This window comes from Novacetimonas pomaceti (genome assembly GCF_003207955.1).
GTDB classification, from domain to species: Bacteria; Pseudomonadota; Alphaproteobacteria; order Acetobacterales; family Acetobacteraceae; genus Novacetimonas; species Novacetimonas pomaceti.
In genome coordinates this window covers 42,385-60,370 of the sequence record NZ_NOXG01000010.1, presented here as the reverse complement: position 1 = coordinate 60,370, position 17,986 = coordinate 42,385, and the positions used below count along the sequence as shown (strand labels likewise).

13 protein-coding genes are annotated in these 17,986 nt (G+C 65.3%); 10 read left to right on the top strand and 3 right to left on the bottom strand.

From position 1 onward, the window contains the following. The first annotated feature begins 10 nt into the window (after positions 1 to 10). Positions 11 to 1,453, top strand: coding sequence for a pyruvate kinase (gene pyk, locus CFR71_RS09845; protein ID WP_110530670.1), 1,443 nt, complete (start codon positions 11 to 13; stop codon positions 1,451 to 1,453). Between the two features lie 175 nt (positions 1,454 to 1,628). Here pyk and CFR71_RS09840 read toward each other — a convergent pair whose 3' ends face one another. Together CFR71_RS09840 and CFR71_RS09835 are read right to left on the bottom strand one after the other, a co-directional pair. Beyond that, positions 1,629 to 2,537 carry a prephenate dehydrogenase/arogenate dehydrogenase family protein gene (locus CFR71_RS09840; protein ID WP_110530615.1) on the bottom strand — a complete coding sequence of 303 codons (909 nt, stop codon included), beginning with the start codon at positions 2,535 to 2,537 and terminating at the stop codon, positions 1,629 to 1,631. A gap of 72 nt (positions 2,538 to 2,609) precedes the next feature. Next, positions 2,610 to 3,680 carry a lysylphosphatidylglycerol synthase domain-containing protein gene (locus tag CFR71_RS09835; RefSeq protein ID WP_239019495.1) on the bottom strand — a complete coding sequence of 357 codons (1,071 nt, stop codon included), beginning with the start codon at positions 3,678 to 3,680 and terminating at the stop codon, positions 2,610 to 2,612. A 188-nt stretch (positions 3,681 to 3,868) separates the two neighbouring features. Here CFR71_RS09835 and hpnA point away from each other — a divergent pair, with 188 nt between their 5' ends. The 9 genes from hpnA to CFR71_RS09785 all read left to right on the top strand — a co-directional run bounded on the left by hpnA (position 3,869) and on the right by CFR71_RS09785 (position 16,116). Continuing rightward, complete coding sequence (gene hpnA, locus CFR71_RS09830) at positions 3,869 to 4,864, top strand: hopanoid-associated sugar epimerase (protein WP_110530613.1); 996 nt, start codon at positions 3,869 to 3,871, stop codon at positions 4,862 to 4,864. 9 nt (positions 4,865 to 4,873) lie between these two features. Next, the gene (locus tag CFR71_RS09825; RefSeq protein WP_110530610.1) at positions 4,874 to 6,109 is read left to right on the top strand and encodes a glycosyltransferase; all 1,236 of its coding nucleotides are present in this window, start codon (positions 4,874 to 4,876) and stop codon (positions 6,107 to 6,109) included. Next, complete coding sequence (hpnC, locus tag CFR71_RS09820; protein WP_110530608.1) at positions 6,106 to 6,972, top strand: squalene synthase HpnC; 867 nt, start codon at positions 6,106 to 6,108, stop codon at positions 6,970 to 6,972. Before CFR71_RS09825 ends, hpnC begins: the two co-directional genes overlap by 4 nt. A 96-nt stretch (positions 6,973 to 7,068) precedes the next feature. Continuing rightward, positions 7,069 to 7,950 (top strand): presqualene diphosphate synthase HpnD, encoded by an 882-nt coding sequence (gene hpnD, locus CFR71_RS09815; RefSeq protein ID WP_110530606.1) that lies wholly within the window; start codon positions 7,069 to 7,071, stop codon positions 7,948 to 7,950. 20 nt (positions 7,951 to 7,970) lie between these two features. Continuing rightward, positions 7,971 to 9,272, top strand: coding sequence for a hydroxysqualene dehydroxylase HpnE (gene hpnE / locus CFR71_RS09810; RefSeq protein WP_110530668.1), 1,302 nt, complete (start codon positions 7,971 to 7,973; stop codon positions 9,270 to 9,272). 75 nt (positions 9,273 to 9,347) lie between these two features. Beyond that, positions 9,348 to 11,375 (top strand): squalene--hopene cyclase, encoded by a 2,028-nt coding sequence (gene shc, locus CFR71_RS09805; protein WP_110530603.1) that lies wholly within the window; start codon positions 9,348 to 9,350, stop codon positions 11,373 to 11,375. A 20-nt stretch (positions 11,376 to 11,395) separates the two neighbouring features. Next, a complete protein-coding gene (locus CFR71_RS09800; RefSeq protein WP_110530666.1) occupies positions 11,396 to 12,076 on the top strand; it encodes a phosphorylase family protein in 681 nt (226 codons plus the stop codon). A gap of 430 nt (positions 12,077 to 12,506) precedes the next feature. Beyond that, the gene (locus CFR71_RS09790) at positions 12,507 to 13,712 is read left to right on the top strand and encodes an acetate/propionate family kinase (protein WP_110530599.1); all 1,206 of its coding nucleotides are present in this window, start codon (positions 12,507 to 12,509) and stop codon (positions 13,710 to 13,712) included. A 34-nt stretch (positions 13,713 to 13,746) separates the two neighbouring features. Beyond that, positions 13,747 to 16,116, top strand: a complete 2,370-nt coding sequence (locus CFR71_RS09785) for a phosphoketolase family protein (RefSeq protein ID WP_110530597.1) — start codon at positions 13,747 to 13,749, stop codon at positions 16,114 to 16,116. A 351-nt stretch (positions 16,117 to 16,467) separates the two neighbouring features. On the opposite strand, the gene CFR71_RS09780 is transcribed toward CFR71_RS09785, so the two are convergent. Beyond that, positions 16,468 to 17,985 (bottom strand): efflux transporter outer membrane subunit, encoded by a 1,518-nt coding sequence (locus tag CFR71_RS09780; RefSeq protein ID WP_110530595.1) that lies wholly within the window; start codon positions 17,983 to 17,985, stop codon positions 16,468 to 16,470. Position 17,986: the final 1 nt, after the last annotated feature.

The window sequence follows — 17,986 nt, the reverse complement described above, 5'->3', positions numbered from 1 at the left end:
AGGATTCCCGATGGACGCTTCATTCGCGCATAACCAGCGACGGACCAAGATCGTGGCGACGCTGGGCCCGGCTACTTCCAGTTATGGGATCATACGCGCGCTGGCGGATGCCGGCGTGGATGTGTTCCGCCTCAACTTCTCCCACGGGCTGCATGCCGAACATGCGCAGCGGCATGCCACCATCCGCGCGGTGGAGGCTGAAATACAGCGTCCGCTGGCGATCCTTGCGGACCTGCAGGGGCCAAAGCTGCGGATCGGCACCTTCGCGGGGGGCAGCGTCACGCTGCGTCCCGGCGCGATGTTCCGCCTCGACCTCGATCACCGGCCGGGGGACGAGACGCGGGTCCACCTGCCCCATCCCGAAATCGTGGAATCCGCCGCGACCGGCAGCAACCTGCTGCTTGATGACGGGCGGCTGAAGCTGGTGGTGCGTGAAAAGGGGGCGGGCCACCTCCTGACGCAGGTCGTGATCGGCGGCGTGCTGTCGGATCGCAAGGGGGTGAATGTCCCCGATGTGGTCCTGCCGATTCCCGCGATCACCAGAAAGGACCGCAGCGACCTTGCCTTCGCGCTGGAACTGGGGGTGGAATATGTCGGCCTGTCCTTTGTCCAGCGCCCGCAGGACGTGCGCGACGCGCGCGAACTGGTGGGGGGACAGGCATGGATCCTGACAAAGCTGGAAAAGCCCCAGGCGATCGACAACCTGGATGAAATCATGGCCCTGTCGGATGTCGTGATGGTCGCGCGCGGCGACCTGGGGGTGGAACTGCCGCCCGAACAGGTGCCGGTCGCGCAGAAACGCATCATCCGCGTCGCGCGGCGCATGGGGCGTCCCGTGATCGTGGCGACGCAGATGCTCGAAAGCATGGTCCATGCCCCGACCCCCACCCGCGCGGAGGCATCCGACGTGGCGACGGCGGTGTTCGACGGGGCGGACGCGGTCATGCTGTCGGCGGAAACCGCCGTGGGCGATTATCCGCGCGCGGCGGTGGAGATCATGGACCGCATCGTGCGCAGCGTCGAAGGCGACGCGGGATGGACCCTGACGATGCAGGCCGCCACCCCGCCCCCCGCCGACAGCAGCGTGGCCGACGCGATCGCGGCGGCGACCCGGCAGGTGGCGATTTCGGTGGATTCGCCGGTCATCGTGGCCTTCACGCTGGGCGGGCGCACGGCGCTGCGCATTTCACGCGAACGGCCTGACTGCGCCATCATTGGCCTGACCCCCACCGATGAAATCGCGCGGCGCCTGTGTGTCGCATGGGGGGTCATCGCCCTGTCGGCAGGGCAGGAGGTGCCGGTCTATGGCATCGAAACCGTGGTCGATCAGGCGCTGGAGGCCGCGACGCTGAGCCGGTGCGCGGGTGTGGGGGATGCCGTGGTCATCGCGGCGGGCCTGCCCTTTGGCGTGACCGGCAGCACCAATACCCTGCGCGTGGCGCGGGTGAAATGACCCCCGCCGGGCCGGGCGCCCATTGCGCGTCTGGCCCGGTGTTTTCTTCAGGGGTCTGAAAATAATCCCCTGATAAATAAAAGTTTCTGGGTGTCGCCTTTTTTCAAAAAGGCGACGTCCTTCAAAGCTTTTTGCAAAAAGCTTTACCAAAAACCTTTATGACTTCAGGGTTTTGTCAGGCTTGGCGGTTTTCGATCAGGGTGCGCCGGATGGCGCGGCCACGGGTGATGCGATTGACGATGACCGTGTCGTCGCCCTCCCGGATGGCCTTGGCCATGGCGTGCGCATCGGCCATGAAGCGATCCAGCATCTCCAGCAGCGCCTCGCGGTTGTTGAGGAAGATGTCGCGCCACATGGTCGGGTCCGAGGCCGCGATGCGGGTGAAATCACGGAAACCCGACGCCGCGAAATCCAGCACTTCGGAGCGTGTTTCCCCCGCAAGGTCATCGGCGGTGCCGCAGATGGTGAAGGCCAGCAGGTGCGGCAGGTGGCTGACAATGGCGCAGACCCGGTCGTGGTGTTCCGCCGTCATGGTGCGTATGTGCGCCCCCATGGCCTGCCACAGTGCTGTGATGCGCGCCACCGCGTCGTGGGGCGTTCCCTCCGGCGGGGTCAGCAGGCACCAGCGGTTTTCAAACAGGCTGGGGAAACCGGCGTCGGGGCCGGAATATTCCGTGCCCGCCATCGGGTGGCTGGGCACGAAGGCGATGTCCGGCCGCGATGCCAGCGCGGGCAGGACGCCATTGATGACCGATACCTTGGTCGATCCCACCTCGCTCAGGATCGCGCCGTGTTTCATCGCGGGGACGACCTGTGCCGCAACCGCGCCGATCGCCCCGACCGGCACGCACAGGATCACGCAGTCCGCGCCCACCACCGCGCGGGCGGGGTCGGCCTCCACCCGGTCGGCGATGCCCAGTTCGCGCACGCGCGCGCAGACGCCGGCGTCGATGTCGCTGGCCACCAGTTCGCGCGCTATGGCACGATTCTCATGCGCACGACGCAGGATGGAGGACCCGATCAGGCCGGGGCCGATGATGACCAGCCTGTCAAACAGGGGGGTGAATGGCGTGGTGGCGGTCATGGCTGCACCGGACGGAAACCGTAAGGGACGGGAAGGCGGCGTTCGGGTGGCATGGGGGGCGCGTGTCGCATGTCACGGCGACTGCTCGCCCGACGGGGGGGCGGTGACGGGCGCGGGGGTGGATGCCTCGGGCTCCGGCTGATCTGGCGCGTTGCGGCGCAGGCTGCGCATTTCCATCGCCTGCCAGCCCAGCAGCATCGGAATCCCGATGACCAGTTCGCGCCCACGCCGCAGCAGCGACAGCCCCAGCGACACCGAAGGCGCGATGCCGAAGGCGGAGCCCAGCGCGATATAGGCGGCTTCCTGCACGCCAAGGCCCGCAGGCACCAGGAACGAGACGGACATGATGCCGCAGGCCACCCCCTCGATCGCGATGGCGCCGCTGAAGCTGAGTTTCGCGCCAAGGAAATAATAGGCCACCCAGATCGTCCCCGCGCTGCCCAGCCAGCCGATATAATGCATGAACGCCGCCTCCGCGATGCGGCGCGGGTGCGACCAGATCGCGTCGAAACGTTCCTGCAGGCTGTCGGCGCTGCTCATCATCGCGTCCTGCCACTGGGTCGCCATGTTGTGACCCAGCATGCGCCCCGCGCGCTTGAGCAGCGAGCCGCCATGCTGCTGCGTCCAGATGAACCCCCCGATTCCCAGCGTCAGCAGCACAAGCCCGATGATGACCGGCTTGGCAAAGGGGCTGGACTGCTGGTGGGCGACCAGGCACAGCACGGCGGTCAGGATGAACAGGATCTGGCCCATCACCTCCGTCGTGATGTCGACCAGGTTCGCGCACGCCGCCTCCGGCCCGCTGATGGTGCGTCCGCGCCGCCCGGCGAAAAGGTGGCTTGAACAGGTCGCGCGGATGCCGATCACCATTCCCCCCAGCTGCGAGAAGGGCAGGCATGACGCAGCCGCATCGCGGATCATGCGCGAAACCAGCAGCTGCCAGAACGGAATGTCGCGACAAGCCGCGTGCCAGGCAAGACCCAGTATTGCATCGACTGCAAGCTGCGCCAGCACGGTCGCCATGAATCCGACGAAGCCGATCGACACGATCGCCTTCATGACCGAGCCCGCGCCAAGCCACGCCGTGCAACCGGTAAGAAGGGCCAGGCCCAGGAAGGCCAGCAGGATGGTAAGCTTTCTCAAGAAAGATCCGTAATGCGTCTGTTAAGCCGAAAAGCGGTCGCAATGCCGCCCGAAGTGACAGTGCGGGCCTGACTTACACCACGACAGGGTCTGGCGCCACTGCGAGGTGTCGGGATAAATGGTACTTCTTGCTGGTTGCGAGTCCGTATCGCAATCTTGAATTCTGTTACGGAGTGCTAGTTCAGGTCATGACTGCCCCAACGCTCGTTACCGGTGCAACCGGTTTTGTCGGCTCCGCTGTTGCCCGCAACCTGCTGGAGCGTGGCCATTCGCTCCGCCTGATGGTGCGTAAGGGCAGTGACCTTACCAACCTGCGGGATATTCCGTGCGAACTGGTGGAAGGGGACCTTTCCACCCCGTCCACCTTTGACGCGGCGGTGCGCGGATGTCGCTATGTCTTTCATGTCGCGGCGGATTACCGCCTGTGGGTGCCCGATCCGGTGCCGATGATGATCGCCAATGTCGAGGGCACGCGCGAACTCATGCTCGCGGCGCAGCGCGCCGGGGTGGAACGGATCGTCTACTGTTCCTCGGTCGCCGCGCTGGGCCTGATCGGTGACGGGACGATCTGTGACGAGGAAACGCCCGTTCATGAACATGGCGTGATCGGGATCTACAAGCGCTCCAAATACCGGGCGGAGCAGGAGGTCCTGCGCCTTGTCCATGAACGCGCGCTGCCTGCCGTCATCGTCAATCCGTCCACCCCCGTCGGCCCGCGCGACATCAAGCCCACGCCGACGGGGCAGATGATCCTCGACTGCGCGGCGGGGCGCATGCCCGCCTATGTCGATACGGGCGTGAACATCGTGCATGTCGATGACGTGGCCGAAGGGCACGCGCTGGCGCTGGAACGCGGGCGCCTGGGGGAAAAATATATCCTGGGCGGCCAGAATTACCTGCTGCGCGACCTGTTCGCCATGACGGCGGAACTGGCTGGCGTGGCGCCGCCGCGCATCCGCCTGCCGCAGGCGGTGATCTGGCCGATCGCGATCGTCAGCGAATGGCTGTCGCGCATGTTCGGCATCGCCCCGCGCGTCACGCGCGAAATGCTGGCGATGTCGCACAAGAAGATGTTCTTCTCCTCCGACAAGGCGATCCGCGAACTGGGGTATTCCCCCCGTCCCGCGCGTGAGGCCGTCAAGGACGCCATCGACTGGTTCCGCCAGCACGGCATGCTGGATTGAGGTCCGGTCATGTTCCTTATCGCCCTTTCATGTCTGGCGCTGGCCATATGGGGATGGCTGATCTTTTTTCACGGGCATTTCTGGCAGGCGGGCCCGATCCTGGGGCCCGTGGACGGCAGGAAGCTTGATCGCGCGCTATGCCCCGATGTCTGTGTGGTGGTGCCCGCGCGTGACGAGGCACCCTCGATCGGCAAATGCGTCGCCTCCCTCCTGGCGCAGGATTATCCGGGGCGGATGCATGTCATCGTGGTTGACGACGGCAGCACCGACGGGACCGGCCGTCTGGCGCGCAGGGTGCCGGACCCCCGCAAGCGCCTGACGGTCGTGACGGGCAAGCCCCGCCCCCCGGGATGGAGCGGCAAGCTGTGGGCCGTAAGCCAGGGCGAGGCCGAGGCCCGGCGCCTGTGCCCCGCCGATGACGGATTCATCCTTCTGACCGATGCCGACATCACCCACGATCCCCGCCATGTCTCCACCCTTGTGGCCAAGGCGCAGGCATCGCGGCTGGACCAGGTGTCGGAAATGGTGGAACTGAACTGCGTCAGCCCGGCCGAGCGCATGCTGGTCCCGGCCTTCGTCTTTTTCTTCGCCCTGCTGTATCCCTTCGCCAGCGTCAACAACCCGCGCAGCAGGACGGCCGGGGCGGCGGGGGGCACCATCCTGATCCGGCGCACGGCCCTGACGCGCATCGGCGGGATCGCCAGCCTGCGCGGCGCGCTGATCGACGACTGCACGCTGGCGGCGCTGGTCAAGCACAGCGGCGGCGGCATCTATCTGGGGCACAGCTGCCTTGCGCGTTCGATCCGTCCCTATCCCCATCCGCACGACATCTGGCGCATGGTGGCCCGCACGGCCTATGTGCAGCTGGGATATTCGCCGCTGATGCTGCTGGGGACGGTCGTGGGCATGGTCGTGGTGTGGATCGCGCCGATGGAACTGGCGCTGTTCACCCATGGCGCCGCGTGCCTGCTGGGGGCGGGGGCGTGGGTCATGTCCATGGCGTCCTACACCCCCACGCTGCGCCGCTTCAACCTGTCGCCCGCGTGGGCGCTGCTGCTGCCGGCCGTGGCCGGGTTCTATACGCTGGCGACCATCGGTTCGGCCATTAATCACCATCGCGGGCGCGGCGTGGTCTGGAAAAGCCGCGCCTATACCGATACCGATGGTGCGATTTCGACCTATATCCAGCAAAAGGGTAATGGTGCGGTCATGAACAGGACGATGACGGGGGATGACCTGGGGTGAATACAGCCGAACATGACGTCTGGGGCAGCGAGGACGTATCGTCGGGCAAGGGCGCGGGGGACGAGAATTTTCCCGTAGGGTCCCTGCTCATCAGCCGTCAGATGCGTCCTTACGTCCATGCCTATTACGATTTCGCGCGTGTCATCGACGATATCGTCGATACCGACAGGCTGGACCCACAGGCCAAGATCGCGCGCCTGAACGCGATGGAAGAGGTCGTGCGCGGCACAAGGACCGCGCCGCAGCGTCCCGATGCGCAGACGGCGGCAAGGGTGCGCGAGATGTTCGCGCGCACCGGCGTGCCGGTCGAAACCGCGACTGACCTGATCGTCGCGTTCCGTCAGGACGCGGTCAAGAACCGGTATGAAACCTGGGACGAACTGGTCGAATACTGCCGGTATTCCGCCAATCCCGTGGGGCGCTTCCTGCTGGACCTGCATGGGGAGGGGCCGCAGACGGCGGGGCCTTCGGATGCGCTGTGCACGGCGCTTCAGGTCATCAATCACCTGCAGGACTGCGCGGACGACCTGCGCAAGCTCGACCGCTGCTACCTCCCGCGGGAATGGATGGAGCGCGAGGGCGCGCGGCTGGAGGATCTGTATGGTCCGTTCGCCCTGCCGGCGCTGCGCCGCGTGTTCGACGCCATGCTGGACGAGGTCGATCGCCTCAATGACGAAGCCGCCCGCCTGCCCGGACTGGTGCGCGACCGGCGCATGCGCATGGAATGCGCGGTGATTGTCGGGCTGTCGAAGCGCCTTGCCGCGCGCCTGCGGCGCGAGGACCCGGTGGCGGGACGGGTCAGGCTGTCGCGTGGCGACGTGCTGGCGGCGATGGCGGGCGCGTTGCGCGTGATCGGCGGATGACCTGAACGGCGCGCGATTTTGCCGTTGCGGCGATTGCCGTTAAAGAACGTCCGGCAACAGACACTGTGAACCTTGGATTGAACGGAAAAGGCGGGGATGGTTTTTTTGCGTGCGCGGCATGATGGCGGGACGCCACTGGGATGCGATCCCGCGGACCTGGCCGAGGTCGAGGCCGTGGTCAGGGATTCGGGCACGTCCTTTGGCAAGGGCATGCAGATCCTGCCGCCCGATCGCCGTTACGGGATGTATGCCGTCTATGCCTTCTGCCGGCTGGTGGATGACGTGGCCGACGACGATGGCACGCCCCAGGACAAGTGCCAGCGGCTGGATGCGTGGCGCGAGCGTATCGGCCGCCTGTACGCGGGGGAAGCACGGGACGCGCTGGATCGCGTGCTGCTGGCGACCATCCGGACGTTCGGCCTGCGGCAGGAGGATTTCAATGCCGTGATCGACGGCATGGAAATGGATGCGCGTGGCCCCATCGTCGCCCCGGACGAAGCGACGTTCGACCTATACTGCGACCGTGTCGCCTCCGCCGTGGGGCGGCTGTCGGTGCGGGTGTTCGGCGATTCCTCCCCCGCTGCCGACACGGTGGCCTTCCACCTTGGCCGCGCGCTGCAGATCACGAACATCCTGCGTGACGTGGCGGAGGACGCGCAGCGCGGGCGGCTGTACCTCCCGGCGGAGCTTCTGGCGCGTTTCGACGTGCCGCTGACCCCGCAGGGCGCATGCCATGCGGAGGGACTGGAGTCGGTCGGGCGGATCCTGGCGGGGCGTGCGCATGACCATTTCCGCGCCGCCGCCGCCGCGATGCGCCAGTGCGACCGTCGCGCCATGCGTCCGGCCCGCGTGATGGGCGCGACCTATGCCGCGATCCTGGCGGCGCAGGAACGGCAGGGATGGCGCCATCCCGAATGCCGCGTGTCCCTGTCGCGGCCGCGCAAGCTGCTGATCGCCGCGCGCGTGCTGGTGTCGTGACGACCGTCATGGGCAATGGCATGAGCGGGCATATCCATATCGTCGGCGGTGGCCTGGCGGGCCTGTCGGCCGCGATCGAACTGGCGGGGGCGGGGGAACGTGTCTCGGTCCACGAGGCCGGGCCGGCCTGCGGCGGGCGTGCGCGTTCGTACGTGGACCGGCATCTGGGCTGCCGCATCGACAACGGCAATCACCTGCTGCTGTCGGGCAATCGCGCGGTCAACCGCTATCTCGGCCTGATCGGGGCGCAGCAGACGCTGACGGGGCCGATGCGTCCCGTTTTCCCCTTCATGGACCTTGGCGACGGCGCGCGCTGGACGCTGGACCTGTCGCGCGGGAAGCTGCCGCTGTGGGTGCTGTCGCGCCGCCGTCGCGTGCCGGGCATGCGGCTGGGCGAACTGCGCAGCCTGCTGCGCCTGATGGAGGCGGACCCTGATACCGTGGTGTCCGACTGCCTGCAGCCCGGCGCGCTGTCGTCGCGGCTGCTGGAGCCGTTCGCGATTTCCGTCCTCAACACCATGCCCGACGTGGGCAGCGCCGCGCTGCTGGGCGCGGTCGTGCGCGAAAGCCTGGCGCAGGGCGGACGCCACTGCCTGCCGCGCTTCCCCCGCGAAGGACTGTCGGAAAGTTTCGTCGACCCGGCGCTGGCCCACCTGTCGGTCATGAAGGCGCAGGTCCATACCGGCAGCCGCATCAGCGCGGTGGAGGTCGGGGACGGGCGCGTGACGATGCTGCGCGGCACCGGGCAGGACGCGATCACCATCGGGCCGGACGATGCCGTGATCATGGCGGTTCCCGCGCCCGTCGCGTCCTCCCTCCTGGCGGACCGCGTGCCCGGCTTCAACGCGCCGGATGCGTTCGAGGCCATCGTGAACGCGCATTTCGCGCTTCCCTACGCGCCCGTGGCGACGGGGGGACTGGCGCAGGCGCGCTTCATCGGGCTGGTGGGCGGCATCAGCGAATGGGTCTTCATCAAGGACCACATCCTGTCGGTCACCGTCAGCGCGGCCAACCGCTATGCCACGTATGATCCCGATGCGCTGGCCCGCCATATCTGGAACGAGGTGCGCGCCGCGCTGGACCCGGCCCTGACGGTCCCCCTGCCGGAGGAGATGCCACCCATGCGCATCGTGCGGGAGAAGCGCGCGACCTTTGCCGCGACCCCGGCGCAGGACCGCATGCGGCCGGGCACGCGCACGATGCTGCCCAACCTGATGCTGGCCGGGGACTGGACGGAAACGGGTTTGCCCGCCACAATCGAGGGCGCGATCAGGTCTGGCGCCGCCGCGGCGCGGGCCATCCGCGAACGTCGTGGCGCATAGGCCGGACATGTCGCGAACACACAACATGCATGGATTTGGAACAGGCCCCCGTCATGGGGCGGGGAACATGGAATAATGGCGAAAAAACCCGAAACGACAACCAGCACAGCCCGCAAGACCACGACGCGCAGGACCACCGCCGCCACGCGGACGGTAAAGCTGGACGCGCCCCTGCCGGCGGCGGAACTCGATACGGCCGTCACCCGCGCGCAGGCCGCGCTGGGACAGCGGCAGGACGAGGACGGGCACTGGGTTTTCGATCTGGAGGCCGATGCCACCATCCCCGCGGAATATGTCCTGCTGGAACACTTCCTCGACCGGATCAACCCGGAGCTGGAGGGGCGGATCGGCGTCTACCTGCGTCGCATCCAGGGCGCGCATGGCGGATGGCCCCTGTATGAAAACGGGAAATTCGACCTTTCGGCTTCCGTGAAGGCGTATTTCGCGCTCAAGGCCCTGGGCGATGACATCAACGCGCCGCACATGGTCCGCGCGCGCCAGGCGATCCTTGACCATGGCGGCGCGGAACGGACCAACGTCTTTACCCGCCTCCAGCTTGCGCTGTTTGGCGACGTTCCGTGGCATGCCGCGCCGGCCATGCCGGTCGAACTGATGCTGATGCCCAAAAAGGCGCTGTTTTCGGTGTGGAACATGTCGTACTGGTCGCGCACCGTCATCGCGCCGCTGCTGGTGCTGGGGGCATTGCGTCCGTGCGCGCTCAACCCGCGCGGCGTGCATGTGCCCGAACTGTTCGTCACGCCGCCGGACAAGGTGCGCGACTGGATCCGTGGCCCGTACCGTTCGCCGTGGGGCTATGTGTTCCAGTATCTCGACAAGATCCTGCATCCGGCGGAACGCTTTTTCCCGAAAAAGACGCGTCGTCGCGCGATTCGCGCGGCCGTGGACTTTGTCGAGGCGCGGCTCAACGGTGTGGACGGGCTGGGCGCGATCTATCCCGCGATGGCCAATACCGTCATGATGTTCCGTGCGCTGGGCGTGCCGGACACCGACCCGCGCGCCGTCGCCGCATGGGAAGCGGTGCAGCGCCTGCTGGTCAACCAGGGCAACGAAACCTATTGCCAGCCCTGTGTTTCGCCCATCTGGGACACCGGCCTTGCCGGACATGCCATGATCGAGGCGGCATCGGGCCCCGATGGCATCGCGACCGAGGAAACGAAGCAGAAGCTGGACAAGGCGGCCCGGTGGCTGCGTGAACGCCAGATCCTTAACGTCAAGGGCGACTGGGCGCTGAACTGCCCTGACGTGAAGCCGGGCGGATGGGCGTTCCAGTACAACAACGACTATTACCCCGACGTGGACGACACGGCGGTCGTGGGCATGCTGCTGCACCGGCAGAACGATCCCGCGAATGATGAGGCGCTGGAACGCGCGCGTCACTGGATCATCGGCATGCAGAGCAGCAATGGCGGCTGGGGCGCGTTCGATATCGACAACGACCTCGATGTCCTGAACCACATTCCCTTTGCCGACCATGGCGCGCTGCTTGACCCGCCGACCGCCGACGTGACGGCGCGCTGCATTTCCTTCCTGGCGCAGCTTGGCCATGGGGTGGACCGGCCGTGCATCGAACGCGGGATCGCCTATCTCCGCGCGGAGCAGGAGAAGGATGGATCGTGGTTCGGGCGCTGGGGTACGAACTACATCTATGGCACATGGTCGGTGCTGTGCGCGCTGAATGCCGCCGACGTGCCGCATGACGATCCGATGATCATCCGCGCCACCGACTGGCTGCGTCGCAAGCAGCGCGCCGATGGCGGCTGGGGCGAAGGGTGCGAATCCTATGAAGGCGGGCCGCATGGCGAATACCGCCAGAGCCTGCCGTCGCAGACCGCGTGGGCGGTGCTGGGGATGATGGCCGCGGGCCTGAAGAATGACGAGGCGGTGTCGCGTGGCGTGGCCTACCTTGCGCGCACGCAGGGCAAGGATGGCGAATGGGCGGAAGAGCCGTACAACGCCGTCGGCTTCCCGAAGGTCTTCTACCTGCGGTATCATGGGTACCGTCAGTTCTTCCCGCTGCTGGCGCTGTCGCGTTACCGTAACCTGCAGACCAGCAACAGCGGTCGCGTCGGATACGGGTTCTGATCGTGGGAAAGTTCCAGCCGATGCCCGCGGGCGCGCCGTTCACGCGTCTGGGCATTGTCGTGGGGATGGAGGCGGAAGCCGCGCTGATCCGCCCGTTTTTCCCCAACGCGCGTTTCGGGATCAGCGGCGCCACGCTGGACGGGGCGCGACGCGCGACCTCCACGCTGCTGGCCTGCGGGGTTGACGCGGTGCTGTCGTTCGGGCTTGCGGCGGGCCTCGACCCCGCGCTGTATGCAGGGATCATCCTGCTGCCGCGCCATGTCGTGGTCGATGGCGCGCGCATTCCCACCGATCCGGCCTTTTCCGACTGGCTGGGGCAGGGCCTGCGCAGCGTGCAGCGGGGCGACCTGCTGCAGAGCGACGTGATCGTGTCCGACGCCCCCCGGAAGGCCGAACTGTTCGCCCGGAGCGGATGCGAGGGGCTGGATATGGAAAGCGGCGTCGTGGCGCAGGTCTGTTCCGAACGCAAGGTTCCCTTTGCGGTCCTGCGGGTGGTGTGCGATCCCGCCGACCGGACATTGCCGCCCGCAGCGGTCGTGGCATTGCAGGCGGATGGGGAAATCGCGCTGGGGCCGATCCTGCGCAGCGTTCTGGCCCATCCGGGGCAGATCCCGGCCCTTATTCAGGTGGGGCGCGATGCCGGCAAGGCGCGCAAGGCGATGCGCGCCATGCTGCAACGGCGTTTCCGCGCTGATTCCTGACATCACATTGTATGTGATTGATAAGAAATAACAGAAGTTTTTGGGTGCCGCCCTTTTTCAAAAAGGCGGCGTTCTTTTGAAGCTTTTTGCAAAAAGCTTCACCAAAAACCTCTGTACGATACGAAAAATGTATCGTCGGCAGGGTTCCGAAAACAGCCTGAAACGGATTTCCCAAGGCCCATGTATCGTCCTCATGCCGCGACGCAGTGGGACGGCAGGCGCCACCTGAACATGCATGCAGCAGGTGGGTATCGGCCATGTATGGATTACCGCGCTGTTTTCCCCTTATATTTCAAAAGATGACGCTGATCCGGTGGCCGACGTCGCACGTTCGGGATGCGTAAGGACATGCGGAAATTGATTCGCGTCAATGTGTCATCGGTTCGATAGTCGATAGGATCGCATCGGTAATACGAAGGGATAGGCGGGCATGACAAAGGCTGTTCTGGCATTGAACGCGGGGTCGTCCAGTCTGAAATTCGCCCTGTTCAGGATCGACCCGACCGATACCCCCGCCAGTCCCAGCCACCGCATCGCGTCGGGCGAGGTGGAAGGCATCGACACCCACCCGCATTTCCGCGCGAAGGACGCCGGTGGCAGGGTCCTGGTTGATGAAAGCTGGGACGCCCATGCGGGTGCCGCCGATCCCCACCATGGGCCGATGGCGACCCTGATGGACTGGATTGGCGGCCATCTGGGCGGCCTCGAACTGATGGGGGTGGGGCATCGCGTGGTCCATGGCGGTCCCGATTTCATCCGGCCCGTGCGCATCACGCCCAAGGTGCTGGCGGATCTGGCGGCGCTGACCCCGTTCGCCCCCCTGCACCAGCCCGGCAGCCTGGCCCCGGCGCGCGCCCTGCTGGCGCAGCGGCCCGACCTGCCGCAGGTCGCCTGTTTCGACACGGCCTTTCACCATACGATGCCCGCCGTGGCGCAGGCGCAGGCCCTGCCCCGGTCGTACGCCGACAAGGGCGTGCGGCGCTATGGCTTTCATGGCCTGTCATACGAATATATCGCAAGCTGCCTGCGCGAACGCGCGCCCCATCTGGCGACGTCGCGCTGCATCGTGGCCCATATCGGCAGCGGCGCCAGCCTGTGCGCCATGCGCGAGGGACACAGCATCGACACCACGATGGGCTTTTCGGTGCTGGATGGCCTGATGATGGGCACGCGGTGCGGCCATCTCGACCCGGGCGTGATTCTGTACATGCTCAAGGAAGAGGGGCTGGGCGCGGCGGAGATCGAGACGATCCTGTACCACCGTTCCGGCCTGCTGGGTGTATCGGGCCTGTCCAATGACATGCGCGACCTGCATGCCCGCGCCGCCCATGACCCGGCTGTCACTGCGGCGCTGGATCTGTTTGTCTATCGCTTCGTGCAGGAGGCCGGCATGATGGCCGCCTCCCTCCAGGGGCTCGACGGACTCGTCTTTACGGCGGGCATCGGGGAAAATGACGCCATCATCCGCGCCGCGATCTGCGGGCGGCTGGCATGGCTGGGCGTCCGGCTGGATGAGGCCGCGAACGCCGCGAACAACGAAATCATCAGCACATCCGACAGCAGGGTCGAGGTGCGGGTCATTCCCACGGATGAGGAAACGACGATCCGCCGCCATGTGATGATGTGTCTGGCGTAACGGACACGAACAACTTGTTTCGAAAGGAACGCAGATGAGTGAAACAGCATCCGCCAAGCCGTTATCGGCACAGGATATCGCGCTGTTTGACAAGTGGTGGCATGCCGCCAACTACCTGTCGATCGCGCAGATTTACCTGCTGGCCAACCCGCTACTGCGCGAGCCGCTGAAGCTGGAAGATACCAAGCCACGCCTGCTGGGACATTGGGGCACGACACCGGGGCTGAATTTCCTGTATCTGCACCTCAACCGCATCATCCGCGAACAGGACCGCAGCATCCTGTTCGTCGCGGGGCCGGGACACGGGGCACCGGGCGTCGTCGCCAATACCTATCTGGAAGGGACCTATAGCGAGTATTTCCCCGAAGTGTCGCAGGACGCGGACGGGCTGGCGCGACTGGTCAAGCAGTTTTCCTTCCCCGGCGGCATTCCCAGCCACGCCGCCCCGACAACGCCGGGTTCCATCAACGAAGGCGGGGAACTGGGCTATTCCATTTCCCATGCCTATGGCGCGGTGTTCGACAATCCCGACCTGATCGCCGCATGCGTCGTCGGCGATGGCGAGGCCGAGACCGGGCCGCTGGCGACGTCGTGGCACAGCAACAAGTTCCTTGATCCCAAGACCGATGGCGCGGTCCTGCCGATCCTGCACCTCAACGGCTACAAGATCGCGAACCCCACCGTGCTGGCGCGCATCCCGACCGAGGAACTTCTGTCGCTGTTCAAGGGATATGGGTACGACCCGATCCTGGTCGAAGGCGACGTTCCCGACGTGATGCACCAGGCCATGGCAAGCGCGATGGACACGGCGTTCGCCCGCATCGACGCCATCCAGAAGGCCGCGCGGACCGAGGGCAAGACCGAACGGCCCGTATGGCCCATGATCATCATGCGCACGCCCAAGGGCTGGACCTGTCCCAAGACGGTGGACGGCCTGCGGGTCGAGGGGTACTGGCGCGCCCATCAGGTGCCCTTTACCGATCTGGCCAATCCCGCGCACCTGAAGCTGCTCGACGAATGGCTGCACAGCTACAAGCCGGAAGAGCTGTTTGACGAAAACGGCACCCTGATGCCCGAAATCGCGGCGCTGGCCCCCAAGGGCGACCGCCGGATGAGCGCCAACCCCCATGCGAATGGCGGCCTGTTGCGTCGCGACCTGCGTCTGCCGGATGTCGCGCCCTATGCCGTCACGGTGGAATCGCCGGGCCATGCGCTTGGCGAAGGCACCCGCGTGCTGGGCACCTGGCTGCGCGACGTGATGAAGGAAAACCTGCCGTCACGCAATTTCCGTGTGCTGGCGCCCGATGAAAACAATTCCAATCGCCTGAATGCGGTGCTGGATGCGAGCAATCGCGCCTGGAATGCCGAAACGTTCGATTACGATGACCATCTGGCGGTCGATGGCCATGTGATGGAAATCCTGAGCGAGCATACATGCCAGGGCTGGCTGGAAGGTTACCTGCTGACGGGTCGCCATGGCTTCATGTCATGCTACGAGGCGTTCATCCACATTGTCGATTCGATGGTCAACCAGCATGCCAAGTGGATCAAGCAGGCCGATGAGGTGGCGTGGCGCGCGCCGATCTCCTCGCTCAACTACCTGCTGACGTCGCATGTCTGGCGTCAGGACCATAACGGGTTCAGCCATCAGGATCCCGGTTTCATCGACCATGTCCTGAACAAGAAGGCCAAGACCGTCCGCGTGTATCTGCCGCCCGATGCGAATACGCTGCTGTGCACGGCGAAGACCTGTCTGGAAAGCCGGGACCGCGTGAACGTGATCGTGGCGGGCAAGCAGCCGGAGCCGCAGTGGCTGGACATGAATTCCGCCATCGAGCACTGCGCGCAGGGAATTGGCATCTGGGAATGGGCCAGCAACGACAAGGGCGGCGAGCCCGATGTCGTGATCGCCTGTGCCGGCGATGTCCCGACCATCGAGGCGCTGGCCGCCACGCAGATCCTGAACGAACACCTGCCGGACCTGAAGGTGCGTGTCATCAACGTGGTGAACCTGCTGACGCTGCAGACCCCGCAGGAACATCCCGACGGGCTGGATGACGCGTCGTTCGACAGCCTGTTCACGATGGACAAGCCTGTGATCTTCGCGTTCCATGGCTATCCCGCGCTGATCCACAAGCTGATTTACAAGCGGACCAACTGTCGCAATTTCCACGTCCACGGTTATCGTGAGGAAGGATCGACCACGACGCCGTTCGACATGACGGTGCGCAACAATCTGGACCGTTTCCATCTGGTGCAGAATGTCATCCGTCGCGTGCCGGCACTGGCGGTCAAGGCTGCCTATGCCAACCAGCTGATCAATGACAAGCTGAACGAGCACAAGCGGTATGTCGCGCAGTATGGGCAGGACCTGCCGGAAGTGCGCAACTGGCGCTGGTCATAAGACAGGGCGAACCGGACCCGGATTACCGGGTCCGGCGATCCGGGACCGGCGGTGGGCATGGCCTGCCGCCGGTTTTTTTTATGGGCAGGTTTCCCCGTGTCTGAAGAAAAAGAGTAAAAGTTTTTGGTGAAGCTTTTTTCAAAAAGCTTCGAAGAACGCCGCTTTTTTAGATGAAAGGCGGCACCCAAAAACTTCTTTATGATTTATGGACGGCCCCTGGGGCTTTTCCCGATGGGATTTACCATCCCCGTCCCGCGTGGGGCACAAACGGGAAAGTGCCCGTTCCCGGTTATTTTCAGCACCCGGGAACGGACAGCCCGCCTGTTCGTTGTTTATGCGTATCCGTGCGGATTACTGCTGGAACAGGTGCGCAAGGAAGTTCTGCTTCTCCAGCGAAATCGGCAGCGTCGTGTTGGTCAGCGCGACCCCCTGCCAGCCCGCACCGATGGAGGTGTACAGGTCGATGGCGTCCTGCAGACGTTCCAGCCGCGCCATGGCTTCGGCATTCTGCGCGTTCAGGGTCGTCCGCTCCGTAGTCAGGACTTCGAGGAAGCCGACCAGACCCGCGCTGTAGAGCTTGCGCGCGCGTTCGCTGGCAAGGCTGCTGTCCTCGGCCGCCTTGGCCAGCAGTTCGGTATGTTCTTCGTCATCATGCCACGCGGCCATCGCGTCCTCGACTTCCTTGAAGCCCTTGAGCACGGTCTGGCGGTAATTCAGGCGGCTGGCCTCGGCGGCGGCCTGCGTCGCGCGGACCTGCGACGTCATCTTGCCACCATGCATCAGCGGCAGCGACGCCATCATCAGGAACTGCCAGCTCATGGTGGCGGCTTCCGTCATCTGGGACATGACGGACGCGTTCGGGTTGAAGCTGATGGGGATGCTGAAATTGGGGTAAAGCTGCGACACCGCCATGCCGATGCGGGCCGTGGCTTCGGCATACTGGCGTTCGGCCGAACGGATGTCGGGACGGTTGGCAAGGACGATCGACGGCAGGGTGGCAGGGAATTCCGGCACCTTGGGCAGGGGCTTGGGCACCTTCAGCTCGATTTCGGAGGTGCCGGGCATCTGCCCCATCAGCACGTCAAGCGCATGCGTGATCTGTGAGATATGGGTCTTGAGCGGTTCGCGCGCGGCGGTCTGGGAATCCAGCTCCGCCTTGGCCTGCGCGATCTGCATGGTGTTGCCCACGCCTTCAAGGTACAGGCGGTTGGTCAGGTCATAGGCATCCTGCGCGACGCGGATGTTGTTGTTCGCGATTTCCAGGCGCAGCTGCTGGTCACGCAGCATCATGTAATCGCTGGCGACCTCCGACAGGATCATGACCATCAGGGCACGGCGGTCCTCGATCGTGGCCTCGACCGCGTATTTCTGCGCCTCGACGCTGCGGCGGATGCGACCGAAGACGTCAAGCTGCCAGCTGCCGGCCATGCCATAGGTCAGGTAGTTCGCATCCGGATGGTTGGCCGGGTTGCCGGGGCGCAGCGGCCAGTTCTCGATGTTGATCGAGTACCGCACGTTACCGCCACCCGCGTCGGCATCAAGCTGCGGATACCACTGCGACGCCTGCACGTCGCGGATCGCGCGTTCCGCCAGGATGTGCTGGCCCGCCGCCTGCAGGTCGTAATTCCCCGCGATCGCCTTGTCGATCAGCTTGTCGAGTTCAGGATCCTTGAACAGGTGCCACCACTGTTTCAGTTCCTTGTTGGTATCCTCGATCTCTTCCTTGGTGGCGGGATGATCGTCTTCGGTGAAGCGCGCGGGCAGCTTCATCCGGTCCGGCTGGTAACGCGGGCCGACCGTGCAACCGGCCAATACCAGGGCTGCACTCAGGAACAGGCCGGTTTTGCGGGTGATCGTACTGATATTCATT

Bases quoted from the DNA above. Each gene is read 5' to 3' on its own strand.
- pyk (WP_110530670.1), top strand. From the start codon at position 11: ATGGACGCTTCATTCGCGCATAACCAGCGACGGACCAAGATCGTGGCG.
- CFR71_RS09840 (WP_110530615.1), bottom strand. From the start codon at position 2,537: ATGACCGCCACCACGCCATTCACCCCCCTGTTTGACAGGCTGGTCATC.
- hpnA (WP_110530613.1), top strand. From the start codon at position 3,869: ATGACTGCCCCAACGCTCGTTACCGGTGCAACCGGTTTTGTCGGCTCC.
- CFR71_RS09825 (WP_110530610.1), top strand. From the start codon at position 4,874: ATGTTCCTTATCGCCCTTTCATGTCTGGCGCTGGCCATATGGGGATGG.
- hpnD (WP_110530606.1), top strand. From the start codon at position 7,069: ATGGTTTTTTTGCGTGCGCGGCATGATGGCGGGACGCCACTGGGATGC.
- hpnE (WP_110530668.1), top strand. From the start codon at position 7,971: ATGAGCGGGCATATCCATATCGTCGGCGGTGGCCTGGCGGGCCTGTCG.
- shc (WP_110530603.1), top strand. From the start codon at position 9,348: ATGGCGAAAAAACCCGAAACGACAACCAGCACAGCCCGCAAGACCACG.
- CFR71_RS09800 (WP_110530666.1), top strand. From the start codon at position 11,396: ATGCCCGCGGGCGCGCCGTTCACGCGTCTGGGCATTGTCGTGGGGATG.
- CFR71_RS09790 (WP_110530599.1), top strand. From the start codon at position 12,507: ATGACAAAGGCTGTTCTGGCATTGAACGCGGGGTCGTCCAGTCTGAAA.
- CFR71_RS09785 (WP_110530597.1), top strand. From the start codon at position 13,747: ATGAGTGAAACAGCATCCGCCAAGCCGTTATCGGCACAGGATATCGCG.
- CFR71_RS09780 (WP_110530595.1), bottom strand. From the start codon at position 17,985: ATGAATATCAGTACGATCACCCGCAAAACCGGCCTGTTCCTGAGTGCA.